This window comes from Streptomyces xinghaiensis S187, assembly GCF_000220705.2.
GTDB classification, from domain to species: Bacteria; Actinomycetota; Actinomycetes; order Streptomycetales; family Streptomycetaceae; genus Streptomyces; species Streptomyces xinghaiensis.
The window spans coordinates 5,320,691-5,334,547 of sequence record NZ_CP023202.1 but is presented as its reverse complement, the minus strand read 5'-3'; the positions used below and the strand labels follow the sequence as shown (position 1 = coordinate 5,334,547).

At 73.4% G+C, this 13,857-nt stretch carries 14 protein-coding genes and 1 tRNA gene; 7 read left to right on the top strand and 8 right to left on the bottom strand.

Features of this window, described 5'->3' with window-relative positions; all coding sequences use genetic code 11:
* Positions 1-25: 25 nt before the first annotated feature.
* Both SXIN_RS22745 and SXIN_RS22740 read right to left on the bottom strand, forming a co-directional pair.
* Positions 26-721: a YwiC-like family protein gene (locus SXIN_RS22745; protein WP_050930856.1), complete on the bottom strand. Its 696-nt coding sequence runs from the start codon at positions 719-721 to the stop codon at positions 26-28.
* A 229-nt stretch (positions 722-950) separates the two neighbouring features.
* Positions 951-1,352 carry a putative zinc-binding protein gene (locus SXIN_RS22740; protein ID WP_019709261.1) on the bottom strand — a complete coding sequence of 134 codons (402 nt, stop codon included), beginning with the start codon at positions 1,350-1,352 and terminating at the stop codon, positions 951-953.
* Positions 1,353-1,550: 198 nt separating this feature from the next.
* On the opposite strand from SXIN_RS22740, the gene SXIN_RS22735 reads away from it, so the two are divergent.
* Positions 1,551-2,750: an aminotransferase-like domain-containing protein gene (locus SXIN_RS22735; protein WP_039821472.1), complete on the top strand. Its 1,200-nt coding sequence runs from the start codon at positions 1,551-1,553 to the stop codon at positions 2,748-2,750.
* 82 nt (positions 2,751-2,832) lie between these two features.
* Complete coding sequence (locus SXIN_RS22730) at positions 2,833-3,483, top strand: MOSC domain-containing protein (RefSeq protein WP_019709259.1); 651 nt, start codon at positions 2,833-2,835, stop codon at positions 3,481-3,483.
* 447 nt (positions 3,484-3,930) lie between these two features.
* On the opposite strand, the gene SXIN_RS22725 is transcribed toward SXIN_RS22730, so the two are convergent.
* Positions 3,931-4,209 (bottom strand): hypothetical protein, encoded by a 279-nt coding sequence (locus SXIN_RS22725; protein WP_019709258.1) that lies wholly within the window; start codon positions 4,207-4,209, stop codon positions 3,931-3,933.
* Positions 4,210-4,905: 696 nt separating this feature from the next.
* Between SXIN_RS22725 and SXIN_RS22720 the strand changes: the two genes are divergently transcribed.
* Positions 4,906-5,232, top strand: a complete 327-nt coding sequence (locus SXIN_RS22720; RefSeq protein ID WP_157916330.1) for a hypothetical protein — start codon at positions 4,906-4,908, stop codon at positions 5,230-5,232.
* Here SXIN_RS22720 and SXIN_RS22715 read toward each other — a convergent pair.
* Complete coding sequence (locus SXIN_RS22715) at positions 5,229-5,489, bottom strand: hypothetical protein (RefSeq protein ID WP_157916329.1); 261 nt, start codon at positions 5,487-5,489, stop codon at positions 5,229-5,231. The genes SXIN_RS22720 and SXIN_RS22715 overlap by 4 nt on opposite strands.
* Positions 5,490-5,579: 90 nt before the next feature.
* Between SXIN_RS22715 and SXIN_RS22710 the strand changes: the two genes are divergently transcribed.
* On the top strand, positions 5,580-6,050 hold the full coding sequence (locus SXIN_RS22710) for a DUF6941 family protein (protein WP_019709255.1): 471 nt from the start codon (positions 5,580-5,582) through the stop codon (positions 6,048-6,050).
* Between the two features lie 187 nt (positions 6,051-6,237).
* Here SXIN_RS22710 and SXIN_RS22705 read toward each other — a convergent pair.
* A tRNA-Val gene (locus tag SXIN_RS22705) sits at positions 6,238-6,312 on the bottom strand.
* Positions 6,313-6,574: 262 nt separating this feature from the next.
* Between SXIN_RS22705 and SXIN_RS22700 the strand changes: the two genes are divergently transcribed.
* From SXIN_RS22700 to SXIN_RS22690, 3 genes are all read left to right on the top strand, one after another.
* Positions 6,575-7,372, top strand: coding sequence for a DUF4097 family beta strand repeat-containing protein (locus SXIN_RS22700; protein WP_095757438.1), 798 nt, complete (start codon positions 6,575-6,577; stop codon positions 7,370-7,372).
* A 121-nt stretch (positions 7,373-7,493) separates the two neighbouring features.
* A complete protein-coding gene (locus SXIN_RS22695; RefSeq protein ID WP_019709253.1) occupies positions 7,494-8,888 on the top strand; it encodes a hypothetical protein in 1,395 nt (464 codons plus the stop codon).
* Between the two features lie 64 nt (positions 8,889-8,952).
* Positions 8,953-9,180, top strand: a complete 228-nt coding sequence (locus SXIN_RS22690) for an FmdB family zinc ribbon protein (protein WP_039821471.1) — start codon at positions 8,953-8,955, stop codon at positions 9,178-9,180.
* Between the two features lie 79 nt (positions 9,181-9,259).
* Here the strand turns inward: SXIN_RS22690 and SXIN_RS22685 are convergent, their stop codons facing one another.
* From SXIN_RS22685 to SXIN_RS22675, 3 genes are all read right to left on the bottom strand, one after another.
* Complete coding sequence (locus SXIN_RS22685; protein WP_019709251.1) at positions 9,260-9,976, bottom strand: O-methyltransferase; 717 nt, start codon at positions 9,974-9,976, stop codon at positions 9,260-9,262.
* 14 nt (positions 9,977-9,990) lie between these two features.
* Positions 9,991-10,761 (bottom strand): HAD family hydrolase, encoded by a 771-nt coding sequence (locus SXIN_RS22680; protein ID WP_050930843.1) that lies wholly within the window; start codon positions 10,759-10,761, stop codon positions 9,991-9,993.
* Positions 10,762-10,988: 227 nt separating this feature from the next.
* Positions 10,989-13,832, bottom strand: coding sequence for a phosphoribosyltransferase (locus SXIN_RS22675; protein WP_238153836.1), 2,844 nt, complete (start codon positions 13,830-13,832; stop codon positions 10,989-10,991).
* Positions 13,833-13,857 lie beyond the last annotated feature (25 nt).

The following is a 13,857-nucleotide window of genomic DNA, read 5'->3' as shown; positions in this document are numbered from 1 at the left end:
CGGGCCTGACGGACCGTCCGGCACGTCAGGCCGCGAGGGCCACGGACACCAGGAGCAGGAGCGAGCTGACGATCTCCACCAGGCCGAGCTGCAGCGGAGTCATCCGGCGGCGCGGAAGCCCCGCGGCACGGACCAGGTACCAGCCGAACGCCACGGCGTACACCGGGGCGATCCAGGCCGCCACCGCCAGCGCGGCCGCGTGGAAGGCGGCGGAGGCGGCGAACATGGCCTTGTTCTCCCGCTCGCGGATGCAGCTCTTGACGAACAGGACGGTCCCGGCGAGGTAGAGCAGGACGACGGTGAACGTCCCGCCGGCGTCCCACGGGGAGCCGCCCGCGACACTCGCCACGACGGGGAGGATGAGTGTCGCGGCCGCCGCGGAGACCAGCCCGTTCGCCAGGGCACGGTCGTCGCGGCGGGAGGCGAAGAAGCCGTTGACCGCGAGCGCCAGGGCGAACACGGGTGCGTAAAGGATGAGTTGGGGGCGTGCCGCGAGGACGACGGCTCCGGCGGCCAGGGTCGTCAGCCCGTAGGCGAGGAGCTGGTCGCGGTACCGGGCGGGCCGGCGCGTCTTCACGGCGAGCAGGGCGAAGTACGACAGCAGGTAGCCGCCGGTCCACGCGACGAGCAGCGGCAGGTCCGGCCAGGCGAACCCGGCGGACAGCAGTCCGGCCAGGTACGGCAGGAGCAGCATCGCCCACGCGCCGTGCTGCGGTGGCACCCACTGCCCGCGCTTCTTGCGCCGGGGCCGGCCACGCGCCGGGGCGGACGCCGTCGTGGACGCCCCGGCCCGGGCCGCACCCACCGGGGCGGACCTCGCCGGGGCCGCCCCCGCCGGGCCCGGGGCCTCCGGCGCCGCACCCCTCCGGGCCGCGGCCGCGTGACCCGGTCCTCCGGGAGCCGCAGCCGCGGGGCTCCCCGTCCGTCCGGCCCGGACGCCACCGGCCGGCTCACCCACCGTGCGCATCGCGTTCCCTCCGTTCCACGGGTGCCGTGGCGAGACGGTCGACCAGGCCGGTCAGCACCCGCTCGGCCTGCTCCGGGTCGAAGTCCTCGCCGAGCCGCTTGCGCACCCCGTCATCGCTGAGGAGGTGGTGCACGGTGGGCGTCACCCCGTGCCGGGCCAGGCAGTTCCGGGCGCACTGCAGCACACACCCGTCGATGGCGATGACGGGGCGCCCGCTCGTGGCCTTCCGTACCAGACTCGGCACATCACCGCCGACGCCCGCGATGCAGGACATCTCGGCGATCCCGCGCCGGTCGAGCTGAACGGCGAGCCAGTTCGTCATCTGGGCGGCGCTGGAGCATCCGGAACAGGAGTACACCAGTGGCAGATCGCGTCGGCGGTTCACCGGGACCGTCTCTCCTCGCTCTTCGTCCTCACCACTCCCCCACCTGCGCGACCGTAGCCCGCGCCCCGGTCCGGCACATGGGTCTTCCGGACCCATTCCGCGGCAGGGAGTCCCGCCCGCCCGGCGGCCGGCGCACGGACGGTGCCCACATACCGGAAAGTAGATGGACACACCACCGGTCTTCCCTAGGCTTCGGCCATGACGAGCCCAGCAGCCCCAGCGGCCCAGCCCCCCGCCCTCGCCCGCCGTGCCGCCTCGGTCGGCTCGTCGCCCGTGCGCGACATCCTCGCGCTCACCGCACGGCCCGAGGTGATCTCGTTCGCGGGCGGGCTGCCGGCACCGGAGCTCTTCGACGCCGAAGGGCTGCGGGCCGCGTACGACCGCGTCCTGGCCGAGGCGCCGCAGCGCGTCCTGCAGTACTCGACGACCGAGGGCGACCCGGCGCTGCGCACGGCGGTCGCGGCCCGGCTCGGAGTCCGCGGACTGCCGACCGGGCCGGACGACCTGCTGATCACGGCCGGCTCCCAGCAGGCGCTGACGCTCCTCGCGACGACACTGCTGGAGCCCGGGGACACCGTGCTCGTCGAGGACCCCACCTACCTGGCGGCGCTGCAGTGCTTCGCCCTCGCGGGCGCGCGGGTGGTGCCGGTGCCCTCCGACGAGGACGGCGCCGACCCGGACGCGCTGGAGGAGCTGGTGGCCCGCGAGCGGCCGAAGCTGCTCTACCTCGTCCCCACCTTCCAGAACCCCACCGGCCGCACGCTGCCCGCCGACCGCCGGCAGGCCGTCGCCGGCACCGCGCGGCGCCACGGCCTGTGGATCGTGGAGGACGACCCCTACGGCGAACTGCGGTTCGAGGGCAGCTCCGTGCCGTGGATCGCGTCCCTCGGTGCGGCCGCCGACCGCACCGTCCTGCTCGGCAGCTTCTCCAAGATCATGGCCCCGGGCCTCCGGCTCGGCTGGCTCCGCGCCCCCGCTGCGCTGCGCCGGGCCTGCGTGATCGCCAAGCAGGCCCTCGACCTGCACTCCTCCACCATCGACCAGGCGGCCGCGGCACGTTACCTGGCCGACGCCGACCTGGACGCCCATCTGGCGCGTATCCGCGCCGCCTACCGCGCCCGCCGCGACGCCCTGCTCGACGGCCTCCCGGCCGCCCTTCCGGCTGGCAGCACCTGGAACCGTCCCGACGGCGGCATGTTCCTCTGGGTCCGCCTCCCCGGCGGCCACGACGCGACGGCCCGCCTCCGCGAAGCCGTGGCCCACGACGTGGCCTACGTCCCCGGCGCCCCGTTCTTCGCGGGCCCGCCGGACCGGGCGACGCTGCGGATGTCGTTCACGGCCCACACCCCGGAGGAGATCCGCGAGGGACTGCTCCGCCTCGCCAAAGCCTTCCGCTGAGACGCCGCGGTGCGGCAGGGGGCGGGAGCGGTGCCCGGGAAAGGTGTCGCGCCCAGGGGCGACGAACCGTACCGTCGCCCGGATGAAGCTGCTCTCCGTCAATGTCGGCAAGCCCCGCGCCAACCCCTGGAAGGGTCTCAGCGCGACCGGAATCGACAAGCGGCCCGTCGAGGGCCCGGTCGCCGTCGCGGCCCCCGGCCCCAAGGGCACCGGCGCGGTCGGTCTGGCCGGCGACCGGGTCTACGACGTGAAACACCACGGCGGCCCCGACCAGGCCGTCTACGCGTATGCCCGCGAGGATCTCGACGGCTGGGAAGCCGAGTTGGGCAGGCCGCTCGCGAACGGCGCCTTCGGGGAGAACCTCACGACCGCCGGCCTCGACGTCAACGGCGCGCTGATCGGCGAACGTTGGCGCGTCGGGCCGGACGTCGTCCTGGAGGTGTCGTGCCCCCGGATCCCGTGCGCGACATTCCAGGGCTGGCTGGAGCGCGACGGCTGGATCGGGCGGTTCACCGAGGCCGCGCTGCCGGGTGCGTATCTCCGCGTGATCGAGCCCGGGGACATCCGCGCCACCGATCCGGTGGACATCGTGCACCGCCCCGATCACGAGGCGACCGTCGCGCTCGTCTTCCGCGCGGTGACACGCGAACCGGGCCTGCTGCCACGGCTGCCGGCCGTCGGCGCGCTGCCGGAGGACATCAGGGAGCTCGCCCGCAGGCGCACGACCGCGTAGAGGAGTTCGGCCCCGGTTCCGCGAGGAGAGCAAGCAACGGGGACTTCATACCGCCGTGCAGTGACCGGACCTCGAACCGGTCATGACGCGGCGGCGGACCGGGGCCGGTGGAGCGGCCATTGAGGTCGAGCCGCTCTCACCGATGCGCCGGGAGAAGACCCCCGGCCGTCGGCCGGGGGTCTTCTGGCCGGTGGGCCCAGACGGGCACAGCCGGGTTCGCAGCGCCGAGTTCCGCCGCGCAGGTTCGGCACCCATCGCAGAACGGTCCGCGCCGGCCATCAGCGGGTTTCGGGGCATTGGGCCGGCCCGAGGGCGCTCACACCTGCACGCGCGGCCCGATCGACCGCGGCCCACCGCTCGATCCGGCACAAATCCGGCATCCGCCGGCCGCCCCGACCGCCGTATCGCCGCGCCCGTCCCACATGGCCTACGGGACGGGCGGTCGCGTCACATGGCCTGGCGTTCCCTTTCCCGACGGAAGTCGCGCACGTCGGCGGTGAGGGTGCCCTCCTGCTGCTCGTAGTGGGAGAGCGCCAGCCCGACGCCGAAGAATGTGGGGGCCCATTCGCCGACGAAGATGCCCCACCGGTCGGCGCGATCGAGTCCGAGCCCCGGTTCTGCCTTGAGTGACGCGGCCCAGGCGGCGACGGAGAGGCCGATGGACAGGAAGCCTGCGGTGTACGCGTGTTCGCTGCGCAGGCCCTTCTCGTGCAGCTTCTGGATCATCGTGGGTCTCCCTGATCTCTGGGGACAGGCACTTTCCTCAGTGTCATCCGGCCGGCGGATGCCCGCATCCGGACGAATGACCCGAGAAGATCACCAAAGCGGCTTCTACAGTGAAATCAAGCCTTGTGCGGCTTCAGGAGGCCGGTGCAGCGGCTCTGGGCGGGGACTGCCGCAGGGCGAGGACGGCGATCTTCCCGGCCTCCCTTGCCGAGGAGCCGCGAACCCATCCGTCCGCGTACGCGCAGGCCGACAGATGCAGGAAAGCGGAAGGTCGAGGCGGGCCCACTCGGCATGCACGTGGCATTCCAACTCTTCCGTCGGCGCCGCTCATGAACCGCATGCCCAACGCCCCGGGGCCTGGGGCACCGCGTTCAGAATCTATCAATTCTGTCCAAGTATGCGCATTGCCGTATAAGCGACCTTTCGGCGCAATAGCTTGGCCCCGTGACCCAGTCCCACTGCACACCTTCCGGCGCCCTCGCACCCTCCAGCAGGCCTGCCATTGACGAGCCGCCGGAAGCAGGCGCCCACCCTCTCACCGCAAGGTATCAACTACCGTCGCGCGTAACACTTTTGGCCATTTATGCGCTATACACCACTTCCAGCTAGGCCTCTCTCGTGCGCACCCCTGGACAACCGCCCCCTCTTGAGTCCCTGGTCATGCGTGAGGGGAAGCGCAAGACCGTGGAACGGGTCATGGAGGAGGCCGAGGACGAGAAGCGTGAGCGCGAGGACGCGGGAGACATGAGTGAGAGCTATCAGCTGAGCGTCTTCGCCGGGCCGCTGGAGGAGGGGGAGGGCCCTGACGATCTTGTCGCACGCCTGTTCGGTAAATTTCGGAGGGTCAAGTTTTACCGGTCCGCTCCGGTGGGCGTACTGCTGGAAGCGGGCTTTACATTGGTAGCGTCACCGCCGGATCCTTACCACTATGACGCCCTTCTCGGCCCCAGGCTCACAGCCGAGGTGATCGAGCGTTTCGACGACTGCTTCAGTGAGGCCAGGAGGAACCCAGCATGGCGCTAGCGCACTTCCTCGTCACCTTCGCTCCACCTGCGCTCAACCGCGTCCCAGTGAACTTCAACGCCATCACCGAAGATGGTCTGGTCCGGGTTCGCCGCAGTCGCTTCCCACATCGTCTCCGCGTCGGTGGTCTGGTTCTCGTGTTCGAGCCCGACGATGAGATTGAGGGTTTCGCGACAGTGGCCCGTATCAATGACCGGGCCGGACTCGTTTACCTCGATGTGGCGTGGGACTCGCTCCGAGATCTTGAGGTTGCACACACCGAGGAAGCCCAAGACGTCGATGCCGGCCCCACCACGTCCCCTTCGTCCACTTCGTGGCTTCGGCCGCAGCTAATCTCCCGGTGATCTATGGACGTCACGCTCGCCCTTGCCCGGGCCGCAAACATTGATGTCAGCGGCCACATCAATGCTCTAGGCCTCGGCTGGGAGGTCATTGGTCCATCCCCGTTGCCCGCCTTCGTCATCATAGCTGTGGCCCGCGTCGCCCCCGAGGACAGTGAACGCCCGTTGGAGACCGAGCTGAAGCTCGTTGATTCCGAGGGGCAGCTAGTCACCTTGAGTAACGATTCTGATCGGGAGTTGGTGATCCAGAATCAGATCAAAGTGCCGCCGGCCTTCGAGCGCCCGCCGGGGCTGCACGGCGGTGCGGCCATGATCGTCGACATGTCGCCTGGACTGGTACTTGACCCCGGGCTCTACGAGTGGGTCCTGTCGCTCAACGGAGAGACTTACCCTCAGTGGCGTCGGCGATTCTACGTTCGCGCGAAGAGTGACGAGTTCCCCAATCGTCTCCATCTCAGCTCAAGCGCAGATTCGTAGGTCGGTGCCATCGCTTCGGGCTGAGCTGCCTGGGCCCGAGTGATCATGACCCCGTGAGTTTCCGGCACGCGTCGGACAGTGTGGAGACCTGTCCGGCGGAGGCTGCGAACACCGGCTGATCAAGCCCGCTGATGTCAGGAGTGGATGGAGAAGACCCCCGGCCATGATCGGCCGGGGGTCTTCTTGCTGGTGGGCGCAGACGGGTTCGAACCGCCGACATCTGCTTTGTAAGAGCAGCGCTCTACCACTGAGCTATGCGCCCTCGGGAACGATTGGACAGACTACATGGCCCATCGCTTCTGCCCATAAACGTGACGGTAGCGGGCCCGAGCCCTTGACAGGGGCGGGGCGGGGGCTCGCCCGGGGCCGGTTCGGACCGGCGCCCGGTGCGGGAGGGCGGGTACGGGGGGTGGCCCCACCCCGGATCGGGTGGGCGGCCGGATCGTTCGGGGCGGGACGGGTCCCTACGGTTCGTAGTGACCCTTCCACCCGGAGTTCCACCGGCCCGTTCGGAGTTCATCGTGATGCCTCACCGCCGTCTTCCGCCCCCGTCCCGCACCCCTTCGCGCCGCCGCAGGCGGGGACTGCTCGCCGCCGTGGGCGCGGCCGTTCTGGTCGTGGGCGCTGCCGGGTGCGGTGGTGACGCCGGCGACGACGAGACGCCCGAGCGGCGGGCGTTCTCCCTCGGCGGGGAGGTCCTGAAGATCGACGCGGAGAACACCTCGGTCGAGCTGGTGCCCGCCGAGGTCGAGGACGTCCGGGTCACCCGGTGGTTCAGCGGGTGGACGGCCGTCGGCGGGGACGTCGAGGAGTTCTGGGAGATGGAGGGGGACACCCTCCGGATCGGCGTCCGCTGCGAAGGTCTGATCGACAACTGCGGCTCCCGGCACCGGGTGGAGGTGCCGCGCGATGTCGCCGTGACCGTCGACGGGGACAACGGGAAAGTCACCGCCACCGGCTTCGCCACCGCGCTCAAGCTCCGCTCCGACAACGGATCGGTGCGGGTCGAGAACGCCCGGGGACCGCTGGAGCTCAAGAGCGACAACGGCAAGGTCAAGGCGATCGGTGTCGCCGCGCGCCGGGTGTCCGCCGAAACCGGCAACGGGGCGGTGGAGCTCGGGTTCACGCGGGTGCCGGACCAGGTGGACGTCACCAGCGACAACGGCTCCGTCTCCGTCGGTCTGCCGCGCGCCTCGTACCGGGTGGACGCCAAGGCCGGCAACGGGGACACGGACGTCACGGTCCCGCGCGACACCGCGAGCAAGCACCGGATCACCGTCCGCAGCGACAACGGGGACATCACCGTCCGCACCGCCGAGTAGGCAGCCGGCGCCCCCGAGATCGCGAACGAATCGGGCCGTGTATTCGTTCACCCCTGGTGGGACAATGTTCCTACCCGGCAGTGATCTGCCGGACAGGGCGGACGCGGCACGGGAGAGGGATGTGACGGCGAGACCTGCGCAGCCGTACGGACGGCCGGCACACCACCGCCTTCCGCCCAGCGGCGGCCCGTTCCGGCCGTTCCTCGGGCTCGTCCTGCTGCCGCTCCCGCTCCTGCCCCTCCTCGCGGCCGCCGCGCCGCTCGCCTTCTCCGGCGGCGGCACCCGGCGCTGGTTCGGCGGCGGGCGCGACGACCAGCGTGCGCAGGCCCAGACCGCCAAGGACGCCGCCGCTGCCGCCTTCTACGAGCTCGACTCCGCCCAGCGCGATCTGCGCATCTCCATCGAGACCATCGTCGCCGTGGACAGCTCGCCACCCGCCCGCCGCGCCGCCGACGGCTTCCGGACCCTCGGGCAGCGCATCGACGAGGTCAGCCACCGCTACATCAACGCCGTCGACGCCCACGACCTCGACCGCGACGACCTCGACTCCGCCACCGCCTCCCGCGCCCGCGCCGATCTCGACCGGGCCCGGGACGACCTTCTGCGGACGAAGGCGGAGCTCGACCGCTTCGCGAGCGGTCTGACCCCGCTCCTCGACAAGGCCGAGACCCAGCTCGCCCGCCTCGCCCCCGCCGTGGAACGCGCCCGGCAGGCCCTGCTCGCCGCCACCGGGGCGCTCGACTCCGTACGGGCCTCCGGTCTCGGGGCCGACGATCTCGCCGCCCGCCTCGCCGCCCTCTCCCCCGAGCTGACCAAGCTCAACCAGGGCGCCGGGCAGCACGGCGTCCAGGACACCCTGCGGCGCGCGGACGACGTGCTGCGCAAGGCCGAGGCGATACGCAGCGAGGCCGAGCAACTGCCCGCCCGGGCGGCCGAGATCGACCGGCGCCTGGTCACCCTGCGCACCCGCGCCGAGGCGATCACCACCCGCACGGAGGGCGTCGGCCCGGTCCTCAGCGAGCTCCGCCGCCGCTACAGCGCGGCCTGCTGGCAGGACCTCCAGCCGGTGCCGGAGGAGGCCGGGCGGGCCGTCGCACAGGCGCAGGAGAAGCTCCGCGAGGCCCAGGAGGCCCGGCGCGAACAGCGCTGGCCGGACGCCACGGCCCGGCTCGGCACGGTACGGGCCCTGCTCAACGAGGCCGACGAGGCCGTCTCGGCGGCCGGTGACCGGCTGCGCCGGCTGGACGAGGTCTCCGCCGACCCTTCAAAGGAGACCGAGCGCACCCGTTTCGCCATCCGCGACGCGCAGCGCCTGGCGATGGCCGGCCGCGACACCCCCGACCCCCGGCACGCGCGCCCGCTGGACGACGCGGTGGCGCGCCTGGAGCGCGCGGTGGCCGGGCTGGAGGGGCGGCATCCCGACTGGTGGCATTTCCTGCTGGAGACGGAGGCGGTACGGCGCACGGTCGCGCGCGTCGTCAGCGCCATCCGCGAGGAACTGGGCGCGGGCCGCTGAGACGCCTCCGGCGGTGAGCCGGGCGCCCGCCCCGCCGCGTCCGGCGGGCGGTTAACCTGGCCGCATGCCCCGTTACGAGTACCGCTGCCGGTCCTGCGGCGACACCTTTGAACTGAGCCGTCCGATGGCCGAGTCCTCCGCTCCGGCCGTCTGCCCGGAGGGCCATGAGGACACCGTCAAGCTGCTCTCCACCGTGGCGGTCGGAGGCACGGCCTCCGGTTCCGCCCCCACCGCGCCCGCCGCGCCCTCCGGTGGTGGGGGCGGCTGCTGCGGTGGCGGCTGCTGCGGCTGATCCGGGACCGCCGGAACGGGCGCCGGGCGGTCCCGCACGGCCCGGCACCCGCCCGGCCCGGTACCCGCCCGGCCGGGGCTCAGCGCTTGCGGGCCAGGGTCAGGCCGTCGGCGACCGTCAGCATCACCGACTCCACCCGGTCGTCGGCCAGCACCCGCTCGTTGAACTCCCGGGTGGCCCCGCCGCCGCCCGTGGCCCGCGGGTCCGTCACCTCGCCGTGGAAGAAGACGTTGTCCACGACGATCAGCCCGCCCGGGCGCAGCCGCGGCACCAGTTCCTCCCAGTAGCGGCCGTTGTTCTCCTTGTCCGCGTCGATGAAGGCCAGGTCGATCCCCAGATCGGCCGGCAGGGCGCGCAGGGTGTCCAGGGCCGGGCCGATGCGCAGGTCGACGCGGTCGGCGACGCCCGCCTTCGCCCAGGCCTCGCGCCCGTACGCCGTCCACTCCTCCGAGACGTCGCAGGTGATCACCTTGCCGCCGGCCGGCAGGGCCTCCGCCATCCACAACGCCGACATCCCCGTGAACGTGCCGACCTCGACGATCAGCCGGGCTCCGACGAGCTTCGCCAGAAAGGCCAGCAGCGGCCCCTGCTCCTCGGAGACCTGCATCCGGGCCCGGCCGCCCAGCTTCTCGTAGGTGGTGTCGACGAGTTCCCGCCGCACCCGGTCCAGTTGCGGGTTGTGGCGCAGGACGTAGTCGTAGAGCTCGGGGGTGAGCGGGGTGACCTGGTCCGGGTCGAGCGGGCTGCGCTTCCCCGCTTCGCGCGCCGCCCCCGTGGTGGTGTTCGTATCAGCCATGGCGCCATCCTCGTTCACGCCGCCACCGCCCGCACCAGGGACCGCAGAATCGCCTCGCCCGCCACCACGCCCCGCTCGGCGAGCGCCGTGACGTGCGGCGCGGTCCAGCCGGTGTCGGCCAGTTCGCCGTGGCCGGGGCGCCAGCCCTGGTCGCCGGCGCGCAGGAGGTCGGCGTCGAGGAGCGAGTCGCCCGCGGTGAGCACCCGGGAGGCGCCGGTGCGCCGAGCCACCTCGGCGACGGCCGCGCTCTTGGTGAGCGGCTTCGGCACGGCGTAGATCTTGCGGCCCTGGAGCGAGACCGTCCAGCCCCGCCCGTCGGCCCAGTCCGCGAGGTCCTTGACCCAGGCGTCGGGCAGCAGCGCGCGGTCGACCACCAGATAGGCGAAGAGGTCCTCGGCGACCCGCTCCTTGAGCAGCCACTCCGGGTCGGCCGAGCGCAGCAGGTGCTCGCGTACGGAGGCGAGCGGGGCGCAGCCCTCGTCGAGCGTGCGGCGCACCCGGCGCTGCCAGCCGGGGTCGGACTCCCCGTCGACGAGCAGATGCCCGCCGTTGGCGCAGACGGCGTACGGGGCCGGGGGCCCGGGGAGGCGGATGCGGCCGTACTGCGCCCGGGTCCGGGTGGTGGAGGGAACGAACACGGCCTCGCGCGCCAGGTGTTCGAGGAGCCCGGCGGCGGTCTCGGTGAGGTAGGAGAGCGGCTTGTGCTCGTACACCTCGACGCAGAGGAGGCGCGGGGCGAGGGCGTCGGCCATGTCGAGGGCGAGGGCGGCCGCGGAGTAGATCAGGGTGCGGTCGAGATCGCTGGCGACGAGGACCGGGCCCGGGCCGGTGCCGGGCGGGGACGGAGACGGGGATGCGGCGGGCGTGGGCGCCGCCGCGCCGGTGCCCGCGCCTCCGCCGGTGGCCGGGGTGGCGCCGGTGCTCAAGGTCTCGTCCCGCCCTGCGGTCCTGTCGCGCCTCACGGGCTCGTCCTGCCCCGCGGTTCCGTCCCGGCCCGCCGTCTCGTGGGTGCTCACGCGGAGATCACCGCCTTGCCGTCCGCGCCCGTCGCGCCGCGCGTGTAGCGCGGGTGGATCAGTCCGACGCAGCTGTACGGCAGTTCGCCGACCTCCTCCACCGGTACCCCGCGCTGCTCGGCCAGCAGCCGGATGTGGTCCAGGTCCGCGCCCGCGCCCCGCCGTGCGAGGACCCGCCAGGGGACCCGGCGCAGCAGGACCCGTGTCGTCTCGCCCACCCCCGGCTTGACGAGGTTCACGTCGTGGATGCCGTACTGCTCGCTGATCCGTTCGACGGCCGCCCAGCCCTCCCAGGTCGGCGCGCGGCCGGTGTCCGACAGCAGTCCGGCCGCGTCCGCGGCGGCCCCCTCCGCCACCTCGCCGAAGTGCGCCGAGACGGCGTCCAGGAAGTGCCCGGAGACGTCGGAACCGGCCAGCTCCCGGTAGAACTTGGCGCCGTGGAAGTCGTCCGGCCCGACCAGGTCCGCGCGGAGCACCGTCCGCGAGACCAGCCCGGAGACCGTGGAGTTGAGGCAGGCGGAGGGGATCAGGAAGTCCTCGCGCGTGCCGTACGTCCGCACGCAGCCGCCCGGGTCGGCCAGGACGGCGATCTCCGGGTCGATCCCCGTGATGCCGGTGGTGCGGGTGAAGTCCTCTATCGCGGCCGCGAGTTCGCGGGTGATGGCGCCCTTGCCCGTCCAGCCGTCGACGAAGACGGCGTCCGCCGGGTCGTGGTGCGCGGCGAGCCAGCGCAGCGCGGTGGTGTCGATGCCCCGGCCGCGGACGATGGAGACGGCGTAGTGCGGCAGGTCCAGCCCGTGAGCGTGGAGCGCCCAGCGGCGCATCAGGACGCCGACGGGCGTGCCGGCGCGGGCGAGCGAGACCAGGACGGGACGGCCGGTGCCCCGGCCGGCGCGCTCGGCGAGCAGCGTCTCGGTGACGGTGCCGACGGCGCGGGCGATCCGCGCGGCGGAGGTGTCGAGGGCGGTGCGGAACAGCCGCTGGTAGTCCTCGCTGGGCTGGTACTCGACCGGCAGCGACTCGGCGTAGTGCGCGCCACCTCGCTGCACGGCCTCCTCCCGCTCCTCGACGGGGGCTTCGAGGGGGACGGCGGAGAGGTCCTGGAGCAGCCAGCCGACCTCGTCCGGCCGGTACGAGGAGAAGGCGGGCCCGCGCAGTGGTCCGGGCAGCGCCGCGGGCGCCGGTCCGGGCGGCGGGGGCACGGCTCCCGGCCCGGCCGCGCCTTCCGACCGTCCCGACCGTCCCGACCTTCCCGTCCGGGGGCGGGGTACGTGGGACGGGACGACCGCCAGCAGCACCCGGTCCGTGTGGCGGGCCAGTTCGGACAGCAGTCCGCCCGGGGCGTGCAGCCCGGCCGTGTCGGCGGCCGAGTCCACGACCGTCACGACGGCGTCGAAGCGGCGGGCCGGGTCGGCGCCGGGCGCGACGTTGTAGGCGTACCGCTCCCCCGGGCCGTCGGCCGGCGCGTCGTGCGCGGGGAAGGCGATCCGGGTGCGGATGGCGTAGCCCGGGTCGTCGACGGCGAGAACGGGCGAGCGGGTGGTCGTCGAGTACCGCACCTCGGTCCGTTCGCCGAGCGTCCGCTGCAGAGCCTGGGCGAGCCGCAGCGGCGCGTACATCAACTCCTCGCAGCCGAGGACGAGTACGCGCCCCGGAGCGCCCGGCTCCGCGCGACCCGGCCGGCCGGCGGCGTGCTCCGGACCGGAGGCCGGCCCGGGTACGGAAGCAGCCGGCCCGGGTACGGAAGCCGGCCCCGGCACGGCCGCGACGGGCTCCGGTGCGGGCGCGGCCGCCGCGGCGCCGTCCGCCGTGAGCGCCCGCGCGATACGGTCCGCCATCGCCGGCAGCGCCGCCTCCAGACGCGCCCGGTGCCCGGGCAGGAAGCCGTGCCGTCCGCCGTCCGGCAGTCCGTGCGGCCAGCCGAGGTCCACCCGCCGCACCGCCGCCGGAGCGCTGCCGGCTCCGGACGGGGCCCCGCCGGCACCGGCCACCGCGCCCGCCTCGTACCGCGCCACCAGCGCCTGCCCCCGCTCCAGGACGTCCTCCGGCAGGCGGACCGTTCCCGAGGCCAGCGCCACGAGATCCACCCGGGCGCCCAGATCGGCCGCGGCCTTCCGCAGGGCGTCCCGGTGTTCGCCGGTCCGCAGGTCGACGAGGGCGACGATCACGTACCGGTCGCGCGGGAACCGCTCGTGGAGCGCCCGGACGGTGTTGAGCACGGTGCGGCCGGTGGAGAACTCGTCGTCGACGAGCACGAGCGGCCCGTCCCCGCCGAGCAGGTCCGGGTCCTCGGGCAGCAGCAGGTGGGAGCTGGCGTGGCTGTGCTCCTCCTCGAAGCCGCCGGCCGGCGCGAGCCCCGGGACGGGCCGCCTGGTCGAGTGGAGGTACGCCGCCGGCCCCAGCCCGTCGGCGACGCTGTGCCCGAGCCCGGTCGCCGTCTCCGCGTAACCGAGGACGACGGCGCGGGCGGCCGCCTCCTCGCCGAGCAGCCGCCGTACCCGGCGGCCCAGGCCGAGACCGGCCTCGTGGACCACATCGGGGCGCTGCGGCACATGCTTGCCGAGCACCTGGGAGACCAGCAGATGCGCCCGTCTGGGGTTGCGCCGCAGCGCCAGGCCGAGCAGCCCGCGCAGCGTCTCCGCACCGGCCGGACCGGCCGTGCCGGTCACGCCGGCCGCGTCGCCCGGACCCCCGGCACCGGCAGCACCCCCCGTACCGGCCGCGGGTTCCCCGGCCCCGGGGCCCGGCCCGTCGCCGTCCTCCGGCCGGTCCGCCTCGCGCAGCTCGACACCGAGCCGCTCCGCGACCCACGCCCCGGACCACTCCCGCTCCTGCCGCATCCTGTGAACGCCTCGCCTTTCCGCT

Excerpts from the sequence above, each read along its gene's own strand:
- SXIN_RS22735 (WP_039821472.1), top strand. The coding sequence starts at position 1,551 with ATGACGAGCCCAGCAGCCCCAGCGGCCCAGCCCCCCGCCCTCGCCCGC.
- SXIN_RS22730 (WP_019709259.1), top strand. The coding sequence starts at position 2,833 with ATGAAGCTGCTCTCCGTCAATGTCGGCAAGCCCCGCGCCAACCCCTGG.
- SXIN_RS22725 (WP_019709258.1), bottom strand. The coding sequence starts at position 4,209 with ATGATCCAGAAGCTGCACGAGAAGGGCCTGCGCAGCGAACACGCGTAC.
- SXIN_RS22720 (WP_157916330.1), top strand. The coding sequence starts at position 4,906 with ATGGAGGAGGCCGAGGACGAGAAGCGTGAGCGCGAGGACGCGGGAGAC.
- SXIN_RS22710 (WP_019709255.1), top strand. The coding sequence starts at position 5,580 with ATGGACGTCACGCTCGCCCTTGCCCGGGCCGCAAACATTGATGTCAGC.
- SXIN_RS22700 (WP_095757438.1), top strand. The coding sequence starts at position 6,575 with ATGCCTCACCGCCGTCTTCCGCCCCCGTCCCGCACCCCTTCGCGCCGC.
- SXIN_RS22690 (WP_039821471.1), top strand. The coding sequence starts at position 8,953 with ATGCCCCGTTACGAGTACCGCTGCCGGTCCTGCGGCGACACCTTTGAA.
- SXIN_RS22685 (WP_019709251.1), bottom strand. The coding sequence starts at position 9,976 with ATGGCTGATACGAACACCACCACGGGGGCGGCGCGCGAAGCGGGGAAG.
- SXIN_RS22675 (WP_238153836.1), bottom strand. The coding sequence starts at position 13,832 with ATGCGGCAGGAGCGGGAGTGGTCCGGGGCGTGGGTCGCGGAGCGGCTC.